The sequence below is a fragment of the Streptomyces sp. NPDC059567 genome (assembly GCF_042735655.1).
GTDB lineage: Bacteria > Actinomycetota > Actinomycetes > Streptomycetales > Streptomycetaceae > Streptomyces.
Genome location: NZ_JBHWBS010000131.1, coordinates 1 through 18756, shown reverse-complemented (window position 1 = coordinate 18756; position 18756 = coordinate 1). Strand labels below are relative to the sequence as shown.

General features: G+C 74.1%; 15 protein-coding genes and 1 pseudogene. 9 read left to right on the top strand and 7 right to left on the bottom strand.

Annotation, left to right across the window (positions count from 1 at the left end):
* Positions 1–191: 191 nt before the first annotated feature.
* Both ACFVZW_RS34320 and ACFVZW_RS34315 read right to left on the bottom strand, forming a co-directional pair.
* The gene (locus ACFVZW_RS34320) at positions 192–1832 is read right to left on the bottom strand and encodes a hypothetical protein (RefSeq protein ID WP_384529906.1); all 1641 of its coding nucleotides are present in this window, start codon (positions 1830–1832) and stop codon (positions 192–194) included.
* A gap of 37 nt (positions 1833–1869) precedes the next feature.
* The gene (locus ACFVZW_RS34315; protein WP_329122987.1) at positions 1870–2064 is read right to left on the bottom strand and encodes a hypothetical protein; all 195 of its coding nucleotides are present in this window, start codon (positions 2062–2064) and stop codon (positions 1870–1872) included.
* Between the two features lie 304 nt (positions 2065–2368).
* On the opposite strand from ACFVZW_RS34315, the gene ACFVZW_RS34310 reads away from it, so the two are divergent.
* From ACFVZW_RS34310 to ACFVZW_RS34300, 3 genes are all read left to right on the top strand, one after another.
* Positions 2369–2761 (top strand): ankyrin repeat domain-containing protein, encoded by a 393-nt coding sequence (locus tag ACFVZW_RS34310; RefSeq protein ID WP_384529903.1) that lies wholly within the window; start codon positions 2369–2371, stop codon positions 2759–2761.
* 242 nt (positions 2762–3003) lie between these two features.
* Positions 3004–4419: a HEAT repeat domain-containing protein gene (locus tag ACFVZW_RS34305; protein WP_384529900.1), complete on the top strand. Its 1416-nt coding sequence runs from the start codon at positions 3004–3006 to the stop codon at positions 4417–4419.
* Between the two features lie 433 nt (positions 4420–4852).
* The gene (locus ACFVZW_RS34300) at positions 4853–5986 is read left to right on the top strand and encodes a glycosyltransferase family 4 protein (RefSeq protein ID WP_383560992.1); all 1134 of its coding nucleotides are present in this window, start codon (positions 4853–4855) and stop codon (positions 5984–5986) included.
* Here ACFVZW_RS34300 and ACFVZW_RS34295 read toward each other — a convergent pair.
* Positions 5944–6267, bottom strand: coding sequence for a hypothetical protein (locus tag ACFVZW_RS34295; RefSeq protein WP_384529897.1), 324 nt, complete (start codon positions 6265–6267; stop codon positions 5944–5946). The two genes, ACFVZW_RS34300 and ACFVZW_RS34295, sit on opposite strands and share 43 nt — an antisense overlap.
* A gap of 15 nt (positions 6268–6282) precedes the next feature.
* On the opposite strand from ACFVZW_RS34295, the gene ACFVZW_RS34290 reads away from it, so the two are divergent.
* The 3 genes from ACFVZW_RS34290 to ACFVZW_RS34280 are packed head-to-tail and all read left to right on the top strand — an operon-like array spanning position 6283 to position 12322.
* On the top strand, positions 6283–7434 hold the full coding sequence (locus tag ACFVZW_RS34290; RefSeq protein WP_384529894.1) for a glycosyltransferase: 1152 nt from the start codon (positions 6283–6285) through the stop codon (positions 7432–7434).
* Positions 7431–8726, top strand: a complete 1296-nt coding sequence (locus ACFVZW_RS34285; RefSeq protein WP_384529891.1) for a GDSL-type esterase/lipase family protein — start codon at positions 7431–7433, stop codon at positions 8724–8726. Before ACFVZW_RS34290 ends, ACFVZW_RS34285 begins: the two co-directional genes overlap by 4 nt.
* Positions 8723–12322 carry a hydantoinase B/oxoprolinase family protein gene (locus ACFVZW_RS34280; RefSeq protein ID WP_384529888.1) on the top strand — a complete coding sequence of 1200 codons (3600 nt, stop codon included), beginning with the start codon at positions 8723–8725 and terminating at the stop codon, positions 12320–12322. Before ACFVZW_RS34285 ends, ACFVZW_RS34280 begins: the two co-directional genes overlap by 4 nt.
* Before the next feature lie 35 nt (positions 12323–12357).
* Here ACFVZW_RS34280 and ACFVZW_RS34275 read toward each other — a convergent pair whose 3' ends face one another.
* The 4 genes from ACFVZW_RS34275 to ACFVZW_RS34260 all read right to left on the bottom strand — a co-directional run bounded on the left by ACFVZW_RS34275 (position 12358) and on the right by ACFVZW_RS34260 (position 15990).
* A complete protein-coding gene (locus tag ACFVZW_RS34275; protein ID WP_384529886.1) occupies positions 12358–13221 on the bottom strand; it encodes a biotin-dependent carboxyltransferase family protein in 864 nt (287 codons plus the stop codon).
* Complete coding sequence (locus ACFVZW_RS34270) at positions 13218–13844, bottom strand: allophanate hydrolase subunit 1 (RefSeq protein WP_383561000.1); 627 nt, start codon at positions 13842–13844, stop codon at positions 13218–13220. The genes ACFVZW_RS34275 and ACFVZW_RS34270 overlap by 4 nt, the downstream gene beginning before the upstream one ends.
* A complete protein-coding gene (locus ACFVZW_RS34265; protein WP_384529883.1) occupies positions 13841–14605 on the bottom strand; it encodes a LamB/YcsF family protein in 765 nt (254 codons plus the stop codon). The genes ACFVZW_RS34270 and ACFVZW_RS34265 overlap by 4 nt, the downstream gene beginning before the upstream one ends.
* A 104-nt stretch (positions 14606–14709) precedes the next feature.
* Complete coding sequence (locus ACFVZW_RS34260; protein ID WP_384529880.1) at positions 14710–15990, bottom strand: MFS transporter; 1281 nt, start codon at positions 15988–15990, stop codon at positions 14710–14712.
* A gap of 169 nt (positions 15991–16159) precedes the next feature.
* On the opposite strand from ACFVZW_RS34260, the gene ACFVZW_RS34255 reads away from it, so the two are divergent.
* The 3 genes and pseudogenes from ACFVZW_RS34255 to ACFVZW_RS34245 all read left to right on the top strand — a co-directional run.
* On the top strand, positions 16160–16864 hold the full coding sequence (locus ACFVZW_RS34255; protein ID WP_384529878.1) for a GntR family transcriptional regulator: 705 nt from the start codon (positions 16160–16162) through the stop codon (positions 16862–16864).
* Between the two features lie 98 nt (positions 16865–16962).
* Positions 16963–18489, top strand: a complete 1527-nt coding sequence (locus ACFVZW_RS34250) for a hypothetical protein (RefSeq protein ID WP_384529875.1) — start codon at positions 16963–16965, stop codon at positions 18487–18489.
* Positions 18486–18756 (top strand): annotated as a pseudogene (locus ACFVZW_RS34245) (hypothetical protein); the annotation flags it as partial. The gene ACFVZW_RS34250 and the pseudogene ACFVZW_RS34245, both read left to right, overlap by 4 nt.

The window sequence follows — 18756 nt, the reverse complement described above, 5'->3', positions numbered from 1 at the left end:
TCGCAAGGCGGAGGAGGGAGGCATGGCGGAGCCATGCCGACCGACGACAACGCGGCGAGGCGCGGTGCCAGACGCCGCGAGCCCGGCATGATCGGCAAGACACCCCCCCTAGGGCGTGTCCGGCCTGGAGCCTCACCGGAGGGCGGGTGGGGACCGTGGGTCCGTACCCGCCCTCCGGCGTCTGTTCTGTGTCAGCCTTCGGCCGGGACCGGGGCGTGGCGTGGGGCCGGTCCGGGGTCGGGTGCGTGGGCGGCGGGCTTCGTCACGACGGCGGGGCCGGGGTCCGGCGCCGAGCCGGGAGCCGCCTCGACCGCCGTACCCGTGGCGGTCTGCCGCTCCGGCAGGAGCGCCAGGACGGCCTGGCGCTGGGCCTCGCTCGTCGCCTCGTCGAACGGATCGGGTGTCGCCGGCACCTGGAGCCGGAGGACCCGGCCGCTGCCGAGGCGGGCGTAGCCACGGCCCGGCGGGACGACCGGGACCGGGGTGGTGTGCGGCCCGACGCCGAGGACCGACGCGATCTGACCGGGCGAGGCGGGGCCGAGCACGACCCGGGCGCGGGTGTGCGTGCGTACCGTCTCGCCGAGCGTCTCCATGCTGTCGAACTGCTCCGCCACCACCACCGTGACCTGCGCGGCCCTGCCGTGCCGCAGCGGCACCTGGAGCAGGTCCTGCGGGTCGGGCCGGCCGTCGGCCGCCGCCAGGTGACCGAGGACGCTCGGCCGGTCCAGCAGGATCCACAGCGGACGCCTGGTGTCGTCGGGCGCGGGGTGACCCGCCTGACGGGCCCGGTTCGCGGCGATCAGCCGCCGCTCGGTCTCGTGGGCCGCCCACTCCAGGCTCGCCAGCGCGCCGGTGAGGCCGCACTCGACGGCCAGGACTCCGGCGCGGCCGGTCAGACAGGCGTACTCGCCGGTGCCGCTGCCCTCGACGATCAGTACGTCGCCGTGCGGCAGGGCCTGGAGCGCGATGGAGCGCAGGAGGGAGGTCGTGCCGCTGCCGGGCTGGCCGACGGCGAGCAGATGCGGCTCCGTGGAGCGCGGACCGGTGCGCCAGACGACCGGGGGCGCGTCCTCCGCCCCGTCGGCGGCCTGCACCGGCACGGTCCGCTGGACGGCGTCGGCGTCGGTGAAGCCGAGGACCGTCTCGCCCGGCACGGTGACGAAGCGCTGGGCGGCGATCGTGGTCGGAAGGGGCGGCAGCACGCTCATGACGAGCTGGTTGCCCTCCTCGTCCCAGTCGAAGAGGTACTCGCGGCCACGGCCCGACTTGGCATGCAGCAGCTGCTCGATCCGGGCGCGGGAGACGGTCTCCCCGTCGGTGAAGTACGCGGGGTACTTGATCCGCAGGCGGGTGAGACGCCCGCCGTCGTCGAAGGCGTGGTCCCCGAACGGGCCGGTCCAGTCGCCGCCGTGGGCGAAGAGCGGAGCCGGGTCCTCGGGGACGGAGAAGTACGGCACCAGTGCCTCGTAGAGGCCCTTGAGCCGCTCGATCTCGGCCTCGTCGGGCCCGGTCTTCACGACCGGGCGCTCGCGCCCCTTCCAGGCGGCGGCGCCCATCAGCGAGACGAGGGCGAGGAGCGGACCGTACGGGACGAGCGCGAGGACGAGGACGCAGGCCGCGACCAGGAGCAGCGTGGGACCGCGCCGCTCCTTCGGGGTCGCGGCCCACCTGGCACGCGCGGTCGCGGCCAGCTTCCGCAGACCACGCGTGATGGTGATCAGCGGATGGAGCACGTCGGTGGCGCTGTCGGCGGCCGTGCGCGCGATCTCTCGACTGCGAGCGATCCGGTCGCTGCCGCTGCTCAGAATGCGGGGGAGTGGTCGCCGGGCCACGTCGTACTCCTGGAGTTGTGGAAGGGGGTGTGGGGCGTCAGAACTTGATCCCGCCCAAGAGGCTGGCGAGGCTCTGTCCGCCTGCGGTGATGCTCGGGGCGATGGCGGTGCCCGCGAGGTAGAAGCCGAAGAGGGAGCTGACGAGGGCGTGGGACGCCTTCATGCCGTCCTTCTTGAAGAACAGGAAGCAGATGATGCCGAGCAGGACCACGCCTGAGATGGACAGGATCATGAGGGGTTCTCCTGGTTGAGGGGACAGTCACCATGAGTCCTTCCAGGTTCACAGGAAGTATCTATGCGATTAAAGGTGCATATGGGTGAAAGATGGGCGATTTCACTTGACTGGCGGAGGCGGAGGGCGTGCCCGAGTGGCGAAATGCCCGGAGCGCGCTAGGTGATCTTTGCCGTGGACGCGCCCGGTCATGTCGCGGGACGGGCAGTACCCTGTCGATTCACTCGTACGGCCTTGTCGCCGTGCGCATGCCACCCGCACGGGAATCCACGTGCGCGACGGAACGGAAAGGCGGACACGTCCGATGAGCGAGACTCCGGACCCCGAGGTCATCGAGCTGGCGAGCAAGGTCTTCGACCTCGCGCGGACGGGCGACGCCGAGACCCTGGCCGCCTACGTCGACGCGGGCGTCCCGGCCGACCTCACCAACGACCGGGGCGACTCGCTCGTCATGCTCGCCGCCTATCACGGTCACGCGGCGGCGGTCGCCGCCCTGCTGGCCCGGGGCGCCGACGGGGACCGCGCCAACGACCGCGGCCAGACCCCGCTCGCCGGCGCGGTCTTCAAGGGCGAGGACGCCGTCGTCCGTGCGCTGCTCGCCGGCGGCGCAAATCCGGAAGCGGGGACTCCGTCTGCCGTGGATACTGCTCGGATGTTTGGGAAGACAGAACTCCTGGAGCTGTTCGACGCCCGGTGAAGATCCGGGTGAACGGGCACTGAACCCCAGGTGAGAGCGGTGTCGTAAATGTGGTCGCGGTGGCGAAATGGCTGGGTCATCATGACGTCGGGCCCGCAACGGGCCACCGACGAGAGGCAGAGGAAGATGGTCAACACCAAGCGAAGGACGACGGGCGGCCGAACATGTTGCTGCGCGGCCTAGGCGATCACCAGTCCCCGGTACTCCCGGTCGTGTCGACAGCTTGATGTGAGGCATCTTCCATGTTCGAACCAGTCATAGCGCCGAGCGGCACCCTGCTCGGCCTGTTGCAGAGGGGCCGCGGCGACGGCACCCTGCACGCGCTCGCCGCGCCACGCGCCGAGGCCCTCACGGCCCTCAACCACTGCGTTCTCAGCGACCCCCGCCAGGACTGGCAGGTCGAGAACCGCTCCCTCTACTACGCGCGCCTGTACCTCGACCTGCACGGCGGGCTCACGGAGATCGAGACCCACCTCTTCGGCGCCGAGGACCACTTCGACACCGAGGAGAACAGGACCGGGCTCGCGCTCGCCGTCCTCGGACACCTCGCCTCCTACGGCCGCCAGGACGCCCTGGTGCTGCTCCGGCGGTACGCCGCGACCGGCACCAACTGGGCCTGGGCCCTCGACGAGCTCGCCCTGCGTGACGACGACGCCGGACTGCGCTCGCTCGCCGCCCCGATCCTCGCCCGCTTCCCGGCCACCCCGGAGGGCGACGCCGAACTGGCGAGCACCGTACGGGACGCCTTCGAGCCCCGGCCGTGGCGGCTGTGGGCCGAGGACCAGCGCGACGCCGTCGGCGCCCGGGTCAGGGCCGCCCAGGAACAGGGCTCCTTCGACCGCTGGCAGCGCCAGATGCGCCCGAGCGGCCCCCGCCCCGGCTGGAGCGTCCAGGCGGTCTTCGACTGGGCCCAGGAAGGCCTGGAGCGCGGCGCGGTGCTCCACGGCCCCGCCGCCCGCTGCCTGACCGCCGTCGCCGGCCCCGAGGACCGGCCGGTCATCGTCGAGGCCGCCCGCAGCGGACCCGACGGCGCGCGCTGCGCCGCCCTCCACTACCTCGCCGAATCACGCGACCCCGCCGTCCTCGACCTCATCGAGGCCGCCGCCGGCAGCGACTCCCCCACCGTCGCCGAAGCCGCCGTCTCCGCGTTCGAGCGCATGTGCGGCGAGCCCGCCGTCGACCGCGCCCGCGGCTGGGTCCACCGGCCCGACGCGCTGGGCGCGGCCGCCGCCGGAGTCCTCGCCTGCCGCGGCGGCGCCCAGGACGCCCTGCTCGTCCTCGGCGCCCTGCGCGAGACGGTCCGGGCCGAAGGCCCCGACGCGACCGCCCTCTACACCCTCGTCGACGGCGCCGGCCGCCTCGGCATCGCCTGCGCGGCCCCCGTGCTGCGCCACGTCTACCGAGAGACGGCCTCCTCCCAACTGCGCGGCCGCACGGCCCGCGCCCTCGCGGCCACCGACCCGACTTTCCCGACGGGTTTCGCCGTCGAATGCCTCTGGGACTGCGAGGAGACCACGCGCGAGGTCGCGGCGCTGCACGCCGAGACCGGTGACGTACGGGTCGCGGAGCGACTGCGCCGCCTGGCGGCCGACCCGGCCGAGGAGGCCGAGGTCCAGACGGCGGTCCGCAACCGGATAGGACCGGACCTGCAGGTCTGAGGGGGCGGGCGCCGCTTCGGCGCGCTGCGGGGGCGCCCGGCCGGGGCGCGCGCTTCTGAAGTGGCCGCCGCGGGAGTGTCCGGCCGGGCGAGGGGGCGCGACCCCGTGCGAGCGAAGGCCGAGCGGATGCCCGCCCCGTCCGAGCGCGGTCGAGTGGGGTCGCCCGGCCCGCCGGGATGGCGCCCGCCTCTCGCAACGGACGGTGGGCCTCGGGCGGGTGGAGCCCCGGCGTGGTGTTCGGTGGAGCCCGCGCAGCGGCGGGCCCGGGGCCGATGACGCCCGGTCGTGGGGCGGGGCCCGGGGGCGATGACGCCCGGTCGTGGGGCGGGGCCCGGCGGCGATGACGCCCGGCGGGGCAAACGCTCATGGGACGTTCCCCGCGTGTCCAGATCAACGTCGGCGGGAACACGCCGGGCGCGACGACAACACCGGTATGCGTGTCGTCATCGTCACCGAATCCTTCCCACCCGACGTCAATGGTGTGGCGCACTGCGCCCTGCAGACCGCGCGCCACCTCGTCCGCCGCGGTCATGACCCGCTCGTCATCGCCCCGGCCGTTCCCGTGACCGGACCCGCCGACCCCACGGACTTCGACGCCCCCTGCCCCGTGGTGCGCGTACCGTCCCTCCCGCTGCCCGGCTATCCGCAGGTGCGCGTCGCCCTGCCCAGCCGCCGCCTCACCGCCGCCATCGCCGCACACCGGGCCGACCTGGTGCACCTGGCGAGCCCCTTCGTCCTCGGCGTGCGCGGCATGGCCGCCGCGACCCGGCTGGGACTGCCCGCCGTCGCCGTCTACCAGACCGACCTCGCCGGCTACGCCCGCACCTACGTGGGCGCGGGCGAGGGCGCCGCCTGGCGCCGGCTCCGGGCGGTGCACGGCGCCGCCGACCGCACGCTCGCGCCGTCCACCGCCGCCGCGCGCGACCTGGAGACGCACGGGATCGCCCGCATACGGCTCTGGCGGCGCGGCGTCGACACCGTCCGCTTCCGCCCCGAGCTGCGCGACGAGGCCCTGCGCCGCGAGCTCGCCCCGGGCGGCGAACTCCTCGTCGGCTACATCGGCCGCCTCGCCCCCGAGAAGCGGGTCGAACTGCTCTCCGGGGTGTGCGGACTGCCCGGCGTCCGGGTCGTGGTCGTCGGCGACGGCCCGAGCGGTGCCGGCCTGCGCAGCGCCCTCCCCGGCGCGGAGTTCCTCGGCCGCCGCACCGGCACGGACCTGGCGAGGATCTTCGCCTCGCTCGACGTGTTCGCGCACACCGGTCCGTACGAGACGTTCTGCCAGACCGTCCAGGAGGCGATGGCGAGCGGCGTCCCCGTGGTCGCCCCGGCCGCGGGCGGGCCGCTGGACCTCGTCGACCACCGGCGGACCGGACTCCTCGTCCCCCCGGACGACCCGACCGCGCTGAGGGAGGCCGTCGCCTCCCTCGCCGCGGCACCGGCACTGCGCGCCGCCTACGGGCGCGCCGGTCGGGCGGCGGTCGAGGACCGGACCTGGGAGGCCGTCGGCGACGAACTGATCGGCCACTATCTGGAGGTCCTGCGCGAGCGGACGGCGGTCGCGGCATGAACGTCTTCGGAAGGAACGTGGCAGGCGCGGGGGGCCTCGGAGCGGACGTCGTCGGCGCGGGAGGCCTCGGCGGCACGGGTGCCCTTGGCGCGGAGGCGGTTGGCGCCGAAGTCCGCGGTACGGGTGCTCTCGGCGCCGACGTCCACGGTCTGGGTGCCCGCGACCGGGACGTTGTCGGCACGGGCCTCCTCGATGCGGGCGCCCGTGGCACGGACGTCGGCGGCGCGGGTGCTCGTGGCAGGGATGCCCTCCGCGGTGACGGACCCGGCGCGGACGCCCACGGCGGGCGGCGGCCCTTGCGGATCGTGCGGCTCGCCAACTTCGTCACCCCCACCTCCGGCGGCCTGCGCACGGCACTCGAACAGCTCGGCCGCGGCTACCTCGCGGCCGGGCACGAGCCCGTCCTGATCGTCCCCGGAGACGTCGGGAGCGATCAGGTCACCGATCAGGGGCGGGTCATCACACTCCCCGGCCCCGTGCTGCCCGGGACCGGCGGCTACCGCGTCCTCGCCGACCGTCGGCGCCTACGACGACTCCTCGAGGAGCTCGCGCCGGACCGTCTGGAGGTCTCCGACCGGACCACCCTGCGCTGGACGGGGGAGTGGGCCAGACGCGCCCGGGTGCCCTCGGTGATGGTCTCCCACGAGACGGCGGACGGCGTACTGCGGACCTGGGGCGTACCGTCGGCGGCCGCCGCCCAGGCCGCGGACCGGCTCAACCGCCGTACGGCGTGGGCGTATTCGCGGATCGTGTGCACGACGGAGTGGGCGGAGCGGGAGTTCGTACGGATCGGGGCCCGTAATGTCGTACGGGCGCCGCTCGGCGTGGACCTGGACCGTTGCAGGCCCGGGCGGCGCAGTACCGTCCTTCGGGCCAAGCACGCGGACGGTCAGCGGGTGCTGCTGCTGATGTGCTCGCGGCTCTCCGTGGAGAAGCGCCCGGGAACGGCCCTGGACGCGCTCGCCCACGTTCGCGCCGCCGGGGTCAGGGCCGCGCTCGTCGTGGCCGGCGACGGGCCGATGCGGGCCGCGCTGGAGCGCCGGGCGCGGGACGAGCGGCTGCCGGTGCGGTTCCTGGGGCACGTCGCGGACCGCGAGACCCTGGCCGATCTCCAGGCCGCCGCCGACCTGTGCCTGGCCCCCGGGCCTGCTGAAACGTTCGGCCTGTCCGCGCTGGAGGCCCTCGCCTGCGGCACGCCGGTGGTGGCCAGCGCCTCCTCGGCGCTTCCCGAGGTGCTCGGCGACGCGGGAGCCGGTGCGGCCGACGACCCGGCCGCCTTCGCCGCGAGCATCCGCTCCCTGCTCGCCCGCCCGGAGCAGGAGCGCCGCGCGGCGGCACGCGCGCGTGCCGAACTCTTCGGCTGGGACCGCTCGATCGCCGCCTTCCTCCAGGCCCACGACGCGGCCCCGGCCTCGATCCTCGTCCCGCCGCAGGGAGTCCGGACATGACCACCACGTTCCCCCCGACCGCGGGCCCCCCGGAGTCGCTGGACACGGCGGGAACGGCCCGGCCGCCGCAGGCCACGGTCGAGACCGTCCACGCGAGCAGCGCCCGGCCGCTCGCTGCGGCGGGGACCAGCGTCGGCGTACGCGAGATGCCGAGCACCGTCCGGCCGCCGTCCCCGGCCGGGACCCTCCCCGCCGACACCGCCCAAGCGCCGTCCCCGGCCGGGACCCTCCCCGCCGACACCGCCCAAGCGCCGGCCCCGGCCGAGGGCCCGCATGCGCACACCGCCCAACCGCCGACCCCGGCCGTGAGCCCGCACGTGGCCACCGCCCCGACGCTCGACCCCGTCGACGCCCACCACGCGCGCGTGGACCTGCTTCCCGCACAGCGGCGGGGCCCCGACACCGCGCCCCCGCCCGTCGGGGTCGAACCCGCCGTCGTCGTTCGCTTCGCCGTCCTCGGGGACTCCCTCAGTGAGGGCGTCGGAGACCGTGTCGACGGGGCCTGGCGCGGCTGGGCAGCCTTGCTCGCCGATGGGCTCGGCGGGCCGGCCCAGCGCGTCGAGTTCCGGAACCTCGCCCTCAGCGGGGCCCAGAGCCAGGAGGTGGCCGAGCAGCAGGCCCCCGCAGCCGTGGCGTTCCGGCCCGACCTGGCCTCCGTCGTCGTCGGGGTCAACGACACCCTGCGCCACACCTTCGACATAGCCAGGCTCGCCCGCCGCCTCGACCGGGTCTGCGCGGACCTCTCGGCGAGCGGAGCCGTACTCCTCACCGCCTGTCTGCCCGACCCCGGCCGGATGCTCGGCCTCCCCGCCCCGCTCGCCCGGCCGCTCGCCCGGCGCCAGAAGGCCGTCAACGCCCTCGTCCACGCGGTGTCCGACCGCTACGACGCTGTCCATCTCCACCTCGCCGACGCACAGTGGACCGACGACCGCTCCCTGTGGAGCGCCGACCGGCTCCACCCCGGCGAGCGCGGCCACCGGGCGATCGCCGCACGGTTCCACTCCCTCCTGGCCGCCCGTGGCCTCGCCCACGGCACGCCTCCCTCGCCCGAGCCCGAACAGCCCCCGCCCACCCGCGCGGAGGCGGCGCTCTGGCTCGCCACCGCCGGTACCGGCTGGGTCGTACGGCGCTGCCACGACCTGCTGCCCCAGCTGCTGCACCTGGCGGGCTCCGAGCTGCGCCACTGGGCGGGTGGCACCGGCGCCCGGCTCGACCGGCGGGCCGAACACGCCCTGTCCGCCGCCCTCGCGGCGGTGTCGCTGGACGTGCCGGTGGCCACAATGGGGGAATGACCGGGCGCTGGGAGTTCTGGATCGACCGTGGCGGCACCTTCACCGACGTCGTGGGCCGGCGGCCCGACGGGCGGCTCGTCACCCGCAAGCTCCTCTCCCACGACCCGTCCCGCCCGCACGACGCCGCCGTCGCGGGGATCCGTCTCCTCCTCGGGCTCGGCCCCGACGAACCGGTCCCCGCCGATCGGATCGACGTCGTCAAGATGGGCACCACCGTCGCCACCAACGCCCTCCTGGAGCGGCGCGGCGAGCCGACCGTCCTCGTCATCACGGAGGGCTTCCGCGACGCCCTGCGCATCGCCTACCAGAACCGTCCCCGGCTCTTCGACCGCCACATCGTGCTCCCCGAGGCCGTGTACGAGCGGGTGATCGAGGTCCCCGAACGGGTCGACGCCCACGGCCGCGTCGTCAGGCCGCTCGACGAGGACGCCGTCGTCGAGGAGCTGCGGGCCGCCCACCGCGCCGGCTACCGCTCCGCCGCCGTCGTCCTCATGCACGGATACCGGCACCCCGACCACGAGACCCGGATCGCCGCCCGCGCCCGAGCGCTCGGCTTCACCCAGATCAGCTGCTCCCACGAGGTCAGCCCGCTCATCAAGCTCGTGCCCCGCGGCGACACCACCGTCGTCGACGCCTACCTCTCCCCGATCCTGCGCCGGTACGTCGACGAGGTGGCCCGTGAACTCGCCGGGATCCGGCTGATGTTCATGCAGTCCAACGGCGGGTTGCGCGAGGCCGCCCACTTCCGAGGCAAGGACGCCGTCCTGTCCGGGCCGGCCGGAGGCGTCGTCGGCATGGCCCGCACCTCGGAACAGGCGGGTTTCGACCGGGTGATCGGCTTCGACATGGGCGGCACGTCCACCGATGTGTCGCACTATGCGGGCGAGTTCGAGCGTGAACTGGGTACACAGGTCGCCGGCGTGCGGATGCGCGCCCCGATGATGAACATCCACACCGTCGCCGCGGGCGGCGGATCCGTCCTCCACTACGACGGCCGGCGCTACCGCGTCGGCCCCGACTCCGCGGGTGCCGTCCCCGGCCCGGCCTGCTACCGCCGCGGCGGCCCGCTCACCGTCACCGACGCCAACGTGATGCTCGGCCGCGTCCAGCCCGACCACTTCCCCGCCGTCTTCGGACCGGGCGGCGACCAGCCGCTCGACGCCGCTGTCGTGCGCGAGAAGTTCACCGCCCTCGCCCGGGAGACCGGCGGCGGACGCACCCCCGAGGAGGTCGCCGCCGGCTTCCTGGAGATCGCCGTCCTCAACATGGCCAACGCCGTCAAGAAGATCTCCGTCCAGCGCGGCCACGACATCACCCGCTACGCCCTCACCAGCTTCGGCGGCGCGGGCGGCCAGCACGCCTGCGCCGTCGCCGACGCCCTGGGCGTCGACACCGTCCTCGTACCGCCGCTGGCCGGCGTGCTCTCCGCGTACGGCATCGGCCTCGCCGACGCCACCGCCATGCGCGAGCAGTCGGTCGAGGCGGAGCTCCACGCTCCCGGGACGCACGCGCGCGTGACGGAGCTCTGCGCCGGACTCGCCGAGAGGACCAGGGGAGAACTGCGCGCCGACGGCCTGTCCGACTCCGCGATCACCACCCACGCGCGCGTGCTGCTGCGTTACGCAGGCACGGACGCGAGCCTCCAGGTCGACCTGGCCGCCGCCGAGGAGATGACCGAGGCGTTCACGGCCCTCCACCGTGCGCGGTACGCCTTCACCATGGACCGGCCGCTCGTCGTCGAGGCCGTCTCCGTGGAGGCCGTCGGCATCGCCGGACCACACGGCCCGGTGGCCGTCGAGACGGGCGTACGGGACGGGGATCCCACACCTCGGGCGACGGTACGGATGCACGGCGCGGGAACCGGCACGGCGGGCGACACCCCGCTGTACCGGCGCGAGGACCTGCGCCCCGGGGACACCGTCACCGGCCCCGCGATCCTGGCCGAGGCCGACGCCACCACCGTCGTCGACCCCGGCTGGCGGGTCACGGCCGGCGACGGCGGCCACCTCGTCCTCACCCGTGCGGTGCCCCGCCCCGCGCGCGTGGCGGTCGGCACGGACGTCGACCCCGTCCTCCTGGAGGTCTTCAACAACCTCTTCATGTCGATCGCCGAGCAGATGGGCGTACGTCTGGAGAACACCGCCCACTCCGTCAACATCAAGGAGCGACTCGACTTCTCCTGCGCCCTGTTCGACGCCGAGGGCAACCTGATCGCCAACGCGCCCCACATCCCCGTGCACCTCGGTTCCATGGGCGAGTCCATCAAGGAGGTGCTGCGGAGGGGAGGGGACTCCCTGCGTCCCGGGGACGTCTACGCCATCAACGACCCCTACCACGGCGGCACCCACCTCCCGGACGTCACGGTGGTGACACCGGTCTTCGACGATTCAGGGGACGACCTGCTGTTCCTCGTCGCCTCGCGCGGACACCACGCCGAGATCGGCGGCATCACCCCCGGCTCCATGCCCGCGTTCAGCCGGACCGTCCACGAGGAGGGCGTCCTCTTCGACAACTGGCTGCTCGTACGCGACGGTCGGCTGCGCGAGGACGAGACGCGGGCGCTGCTGGCCGAAGCCCGGTACCCCTCCCGCGACCCGGACACCAACCTCGCCGACCTGCGCGCCCAGATCGCCGCCAACGAGAAGGGGATCGAGGAACTGCGCTCCATGGTCGACCAGTTCGGCCTCGACGTCGTCCACGCCTACATGCGGCACGTGCGGGCGAACGCCGAGGAGTCCGTACGCCGGATCGTGGCCGGGCTCCAGGACGGTTCGTACCGCTACGAGACCGACGCCGGCGCGGTCGTCCAGGTCGCGGTCCACGTCGACCGCGAACGGCGCTCCGCGGTCCTCGACTTCGCCGGCACGTCCCCCGAGCAACCGGGCAACGCCAACGCGCCGACCTCCGTCGTGATGGCCGCGGTCCTCTACGTCTTCCGTACCCTCGTCGCCGACGACATCCCCCTCAACAGCGGCTGCCTGGAGCCCCTGGACATCCGCGTGCCGCCCGGATCCATGCTCGCCCCCGCCTACCCGGCGGCGACGGTCGCCGGGAACGTGGAGACCTCCCAGGCGGTCACCGGCGCCCTGTACGCGGCCCTCGGCGTCCAGGCCGAGGGCTCGGGCACGATGAACAACGTGACCTTCGGCAACGCGCGCGTGCAGTACTACGAGACGGTCGCGAGCGGCTCGGGCGCGGGGGACGGCTTCGACGGGGCCGACGCCGTCCAGACGCACATGACCAACTCCCGGCTCACCGACCCCGAGATCCTGGAGTGGCGCCACCCGGTCCGGGTGGACTCCTTCGCCGTGCGCCGGGACAGCGGCGGGGCCGGCCGGTGGCACGGCGGCGACGGCGTCGAGCGCCGCCTCCGCTTCCTGGAGCCGATGACCGTGACCCTGCTGACGGGCCACCGCCGCGTCCCGCCCTACGGCATGGCCGACGGGGAGCCCGGAGCGCTCGGGGAGAACCTGGTCGAGCGCGCCGACGGCACCGTCGAGCACCTCGGCGGAGTCGACGCCACGGAGGTCGGCCCGGACGACGTCCTGGTCCTGCGGACCCCGGGCGGAGGAGGCTACGGCCCCGCCCGCTCGTGAACGGCCTCCGGTACGGAGCCCCGCACCCCCGGCGCTCAGCGCAGCGGCACGAACCGCACCGTGGTCCCCGGCACCGCCTGCGCGGCCGCCGCCAGGTCGGACTCCCGTACCACCGCCACGACCGGATAGCCGCCGGTGGTCGGATGGTCCGCGAGGAAAACCACCGGCCGTCCGTCCGGCGGCACCTGGACCGCGCCCAGGACCATGCCCTCGCTGGGGAGTTCGCCGGTCCGGGCCCGCTCCAACGGCGGCCCCTCCGTGCGCAGCCCGATCCGGTTGCTCGCCGAGGAGACCCGGTACGCGCGCGTGGCGAGGGTGCGGAGCGCCCCGGGTGTGAACCAGTCGTGCCGCGGCCCGAGCCGGACCCGCAGGACGAGTTCGTCCGGCGGGCCCGGCCAGGGCGGAGCGTCGACCGACCCCCGTACGGCCGATTCCACTCCCAGCGGCAGCACGGTCCCGTCGGCCAGCGGCGCCGGGCCGAGCCCGGACAGCAGGTCGGTGGAGCGGCTGCCGAGGACGGCTTCGACGGCGACCCCGCCGCCGAAGCCCACATACGCGCGCAGGCCGCGGGTGGCCGCGCCGACCTCGAGGAGCGCCCCGGCCGCGACTCGTACCGCCGCGCCCCAGGCGGCCGGGCGTCCGTCGACGGTGACCGGGCACGGCGCGCCGCCCACCGCCACGGTCACCGCGCACCGGGGCCGTACCGCGCACCCGTCGACCGTGGTCTCCAGGACCGCCGCGTCCTCCGGATTGCCGACCAGCCGGTTCACCAGCCGGGCCGCCCCCGGATCCAGCGCCCCCGAGCGGGGTACGCCCAGATGTGCGTACCCGGTCCGCCCCAGGTCCTGCACGGTGGTCAGCGCTCCGGCCCGTACGACCGAGACAGCACGATCGGTCACCGGCTCTCCATCACGAAACGCACCCGCGCGCCGGGCGTGAGCAGCGCGGCCGGCTCTCGGCCCGCGTCCCACAGGACCGTGTCCGTGGAGCCGATCACCTGCCAGCCACCGGGGGAGGAACGCGGGTACACGCCCGTGTACGGTCCCGCGAGCGCGACCGAACCAGCCGGGACGGCCGTGCGCGGAGTGGCCCGGCGCGGCACCTGGTACTGCTCGCCCAGCCCGGTCAGATAGCCGAACCCCGGCGCGAATCCGCAGAACGCGACCCGGAACTCGGTGCCCGAGTGGATCCGTGCCGCCGTCTCCACGGACACCCCCCACAGCGCGGCGACCTCTGCCAGATCGGGACCGTCGTAGCGGACCGGCACCTCGACGGCCCGCTCCACGCGCGCGTGGAGCGGCGGTATCGACCATTCCCGCAGCTGCCCGGCGAGCAGGTCCGGTGTGTCCACCCCGTCGAGCAGTACGGTCCGCGCCGCCGGCACGATCTCCCGTACGGAGGGCAGCGCACCGTCCGCCCGGCGGCGCAGCAGTTCGGCGTGGAACGCCTCCGTCTCCGTGCCGCTCCCCAACTCGACGAGCAGGGCCCGCTCTCCGACCCGGAACACGCGCCGCGCCCTCATGCGAACGCCTCCACCCTGACTCCGGTGGCCTCCAGTCGGTCGCGCACCCGCCGGGCGAGGCCGACCGCGCCCGGGGTGTCCCCGTGCAGACAGAGCGACCGCGCCCGGACGGCGACGGTCCGGCCGCAGTGCGCGGTCACGACCCCGAACCGGGCCATGGACACCGATCGTTCGACGACCTCCGCCGGGTCGGTGACGACGGCCCCCTCCTGCCCCCGTGGCAGCAGGGAGCCGTCCGCCGTGTACGCCCGGTCGCCGAACGCCTCGGCGACGACGGGCAGGCCCGCCTTCTCGGCGGCCTCGTGCAGCCGCGAGCCGGGCAGACCGAGCACGGGGAACCCGCCCCCGGCCAGGCGCACCCCGTCGACGACCGCGGCGGCCTGCTCCTCGTCGCGGACCACCCGGTTGTAGAGCGCCCCGTGCGGCTTGACGTACGAGACGGTCGATCCGGCCGCCCGGGCGAAGACCTGCAGCGCGCCGATCTGGTACGCCACCTCGGCCGCCAGCTCCTCGGCCGGCACGTCCATGGAGCGCCGGCCGAAGCCGGCCAGATCGCGGTACGACACCTGGGCCCCGATCCGTACGCCCTTCGCGGCCGCCAGCTCGCAGACGCGTCGCATGGTGACCGCGTCCCCGGCATGGAAGCCGCAGGCCACGTTGGCGCTGGTGACCACGGAGAGCAGCTGCTCGTCGTCGGTCAGTGTCCACCGGCCGAAGCCCTCTCCGAGGTCGGCGTTGAGATCGATCGAGGCCCAGGTCATGGTGACGGTTCCTTCCTTCCCGGGGCGTGGTGGTACGGGTCAGGCAGCGACGCGGTACTCGGCGGCGCGTGCAGCGGTGACGAGCATCCGCCCCGGCGCGGACGTCATACCAGTTCCTTTCCGCGGGTCTCCGGGAGCCCGAGCAGCGCGAGCACGGCGAGGCCATAGCCGACGGCTCCGAAGATCAGCGCGCCTCCGACGCCCCAGCTCTCGGCGAGGAAGCCCACCAGGGTCGGGAAGACCGCGCCCACCGCGCGCCCGGTGTTGTACGTGAAGCCCTGCCCCGTGCCCCGGACCGCCGTCGGGTAGAGCTCGGCGAGGAAGGAGCCGAAGCCGCTGAAGATGGCCGACATGCAGAAGCCGAGGGGGAATCCGAGCACCAGGAGGAGCGTGTTCGCCCCGGAGGGGATGTTCGTGTAGGCGAGGACGGACAGCGCCGACAGGGCGGCGAAGAGCGCGATGTTCTTCTTCCGGCCGAGCCGGTCCGTGAGATAGCCCCCGGTCAGATAGCCGATGAAGGCCCCGGAGATCAGGAAGGTCAGATAGCCGCCGGTGCCGACCACCGTCAGACCGCGTTCCGTCTTCAGGAAGGTGGGGACCCAGGTGGCGAGGGTGTAGTAGCCGCCCTGCACGCCGGTCGACAGGAGCACCGCGAAGAGCGTGGTGCGCAGCAGCGGCCCCTTGAAGACGGCCGTGAACGAGCCGCGTTCGGCGGAGGTGCGCCGGATCTCGGCGGCCTGGGGCGCGTCCTCGACGTTCCGTCGGACGTAGACCACCAGGAGCGCCGGCAGGGCGCCGGTCCAGAACAGGACCCGCCAGGCGATGTCGGCGTCGACGAACTGGAAGACCAGCGTGTAGACGATCACCGCGAGCGCCCAGCCGGCCGCCCAGGCGCTCTGGATGCCGCCGAGGGTACGGCCCCGGTGCTTGGCGGAGGCGTACTCGGCGACCAGGATCGCGCCGACGGCCCACTCGCCGCCGAAACCGAGGCCCTGGAGGGCCCGGAAGACGAGCAGGGTCTCGTAGTTGGGTGCGAAGCCGCACAGCACGGTGAAGAGCGCGTAGGTGATGACCGTGATCATCAGCGCCTTCACCCGGCCGATGCGGTCGGCGAGGATCCCCGCCAGCGCGCCGCCGATGGCCGAGACGACGAGGGTGACCGTCGTCAGCAGACCGGTCTGGCCCTTGTCGAGGGAGAAGTAGGCGGCGATGGCCACCATCGACAGCGGCAGCGTGAAGAAGTCGTAGGAGTCCAGGGCGTATCCGCCGAACGCGCCGCCGAAGGCGCGGCGGCCGCGCGGCCCGAGGGCTCGCAGCCAGGCGAACGCGCCCGTGTCGTCGGGCCGTTCGCCCTGGGTCTGCTGCTGGGTCTGTGTCGTGCTCATCTGCACCTCGCAGAGGGGGAGGCGTGCCTGAGGACGTGCTGAAGGACCGTGCGGTGTCGTCAACGTAGAGGATCGTTGAACGATCCGACAAGAGGTATGTCGTCATGTTCTTGTTTCCCGGAGGCGCCTGCGATTGACTCGGCCGCGGACGACGGAGGGAAAAGGCATCGTGGGCGGAATCGACGAACTGGCGGACGACCGGGCGCTGCTCGGGCGGACCAGCACGGCGGAACGGGTGGCGGACATCCTGCGCACCCGCATCGCCGAGGGCTTCTTCCCGCCCGGCACCCGGCTCTCCGAGGACAGCATCGGCGGCGCGCTCGGCGTCTCCCGCAACACGCTGCGCGAGGCGTTCCGGCTGCTCACGCACGAACGGCTGCTCGTCCACCAGCTCAACCGGGGCGTCTTCGTGCGGGTCCTCGCCGTCGAGGACGTCGCCGACATCTACCGCACCCGCCGCCTCGTCGAATGCGCGGTCGTCCGCGACCTCGGACAGCCGCCGTTCGCCGTCGACGGTCTCGCCGCCGCGGTCGAGGAGGGCGAGCGGGCCGCCCGCGACGCGGACTGGAAGGGCGTCTCCACCGCCAACATCCACTTCCATCGCGAACTGGTCGCCCTGGCCGGCAGCGCCCGCACCGACGAGCTGATGCGGGGCGTCCTCGCCGAACTCCGTCTCGCGTTCCACACCGTCGACGACCCTCGCGGTCTCCACGAGCCTTATCTCGTACGAAACCGGGAGATTCTGGAAGCCCTGCTCGCCGGCGAACGCACGACGGCCGAGCGCCTCCTGGCCCGCTACCTCGACGACTCCCGCACCCGCATCGTCGAGGTCTACGCGAAAGCGGTCGAGGAGCCTCAGACCCCGGAGGCCTGAGCGGGCCGGTCGCACCCGGGCTACCACGTCCTCCCGCGCCGCGGGGGGCATCTGCGTCGTTTCGACCGTTGTCGGTGCGAGGACCTAATCTGTGCACCGTGACTTCGCCTGCCTCGACGGACCTCGTTCCGCCCCAGCTCAGCGCGGGGCCGCGGCCCGCGCAGGGCCCGGCCGCCGACGAAGGGCTCGCGCGGCGCCTCCGCGCGCTCGCATGCACCGCGCCGCTGCACGACCTGGACACCCGCAAGGCGAACCTGGCCGGGGAGTACTCGGTCTACGCGATGGCCGAGGTCGCCCTCGCCGCCATCGACCTCGTCACGCTCAACATGGACTTCGACACCGGCGCCGACCACGAGCAGATCGTCGCCCGTCTCCTGCCCCGCGTCGCCGCCCAGGCCCCCGGCCGCCCCGCCGCCGAGCACGAGCGCGTGGCCCGCTGGGTCCTGGAGAACCTGATCAACGTCGGCAGCGTCGACCGCGGCTTCCGCGCCGTCTACGGCACGTTCGGCGCCGACGGCGTCTACACCCGCCGCGACTACGACTTCAAGCTTCTCGAAGAGGTCCCCGGCTACGGCGGCGGGGTCTACCTCCGTACCACCGACGAAGCGGTGAACGTCCTCGTCGGCGCCCTCGACACCGACGTCACCAGCGCCCAGATCGCGGCCGAGGTGAAGCTCGAGGTCCTCATCAGCCGCGGACGGCTCGCCGACGCCCAGCTCGCCGCCGAGCAGGCGCGGTACCGGACCGTGCAGTACGCCGAGACCCTCCGCAAGACCCTGGAGGCGACCCGGCGCAACGTCCGTGCCGTGGACTGGCTCCAGGCCGTTCCGGACATGATCGCCGAGGCGCTCGACCACGTCGCCGACCGCTACCGCCACGAGAACGCGATCCTCACCAACATCCGCAAGGCCCGCGACGAGGCCGAGGACGCCGAGCACAAGCGCCGCGCCGCCGAGCTCGTCGACATCGTCAAGGACTGCATCCGCCGCCACACCCAGCTCCAGTCCCGCCTCCTGGAGGCCGGTCCGCTCTTCCGCGCCGAGCAGGACCGGCAGGCCTTCGCCGCGCCCACCTCGTACACCGGGATAGACCTGTACGGGCAGCTGGTCGCGCCGATCCTGCCGCTCCCCGTGGAGCAGGCGACCAAGGTCACGGACGCCTTCTTCGCCCGCGGCACGGGACTGCGCACGCCCGCCTCGGTGCGCGTCGGGGACCTGGTCGAGATGCTGCTCACCCCGCCGGTGGAGCGCGAGCACCTCGGCGCGGAGATGCCCGAGCCGGACCTGATCGCCACCCCGGACGACAGCCGCTTCAGCGAGGAGCAGCTGGCGAGCGCGATGGAGCTGCTCGACCTGGAGCACGATGCCCCGCGCCGCCTTTCCGGCCTGCTCGCCGACGCCCGCCGCCGCGACCCCGACCTCCCGTACCTGGTCGCCCTCCTCGCCGTCCACGCGGCGAGCCCCCCGGTCGGCACCGCGTACCGCCAGGGCGAGGAGCGCCTGCTCTTCGCCGTCGACGACGGCACGCAGTTGGACGACCCCGAGTTCGGTGGTGCCGACCTGATAGTGGGTACGGCGCTCCTGGACGCGCTCGGCATGGCGGCGGACCGCACGGAGGCCTCATGACCACGGACCAGGCGACTACGGACACGATCGCCCGTACCGCGCCCACGGACGGGTTCCCGCCACCGGCGGAGGCGGCTCCGGCCGACGCACCTCCGTCACCGGCCGGAGCCGTGCGGGGTCCCGCGCCGCTGCGCGAGGGCGCGGCCGTCGTCGCGGCCCGGCCCCCGGCCGAGGGCACCCTCGTGCCCGGGTCGTCGGTCGCCGACGGGGTTGCCGTCGCGGACGACCCCGTGTTCGTTCCCGGGCCTTCGTCGGGCGGGAACGCGG

Coding starts and splice junctions, on each gene's coding strand:
- ACFVZW_RS34315 (WP_329122987.1), bottom strand. CDS start 2,064: ATGATCCTGTCCATCTCAGGCGTGGTCCTGCTCGGCATCATCTGCTTC.
- ACFVZW_RS34310 (WP_384529903.1), top strand. CDS start 2,369: ATGAGCGAGACTCCGGACCCCGAGGTCATCGAGCTGGCGAGCAAGGTC.
- ACFVZW_RS34305 (WP_384529900.1), top strand. CDS start 3,004: ATGTTCGAACCAGTCATAGCGCCGAGCGGCACCCTGCTCGGCCTGTTG.
- ACFVZW_RS34300 (WP_383560992.1), top strand. CDS start 4,853: ATGCGTGTCGTCATCGTCACCGAATCCTTCCCACCCGACGTCAATGGT.
- ACFVZW_RS34285 (WP_384529891.1), top strand. CDS start 7,431: ATGACCACCACGTTCCCCCCGACCGCGGGCCCCCCGGAGTCGCTGGAC.
- ACFVZW_RS34280 (WP_384529888.1), top strand. CDS start 8,723: ATGACCGGGCGCTGGGAGTTCTGGATCGACCGTGGCGGCACCTTCACC.
- ACFVZW_RS34270 (WP_383561000.1), bottom strand. CDS start 13,844: ATGAGGGCGCGGCGCGTGTTCCGGGTCGGAGAGCGGGCCCTGCTCGTC.
- ACFVZW_RS34265 (WP_384529883.1), bottom strand. CDS start 14,605: ATGACCTGGGCCTCGATCGATCTCAACGCCGACCTCGGAGAGGGCTTC.
- ACFVZW_RS34260 (WP_384529880.1), bottom strand. CDS start 15,990: ATGAGCACGACACAGACCCAGCAGCAGACCCAGGGCGAACGGCCCGAC.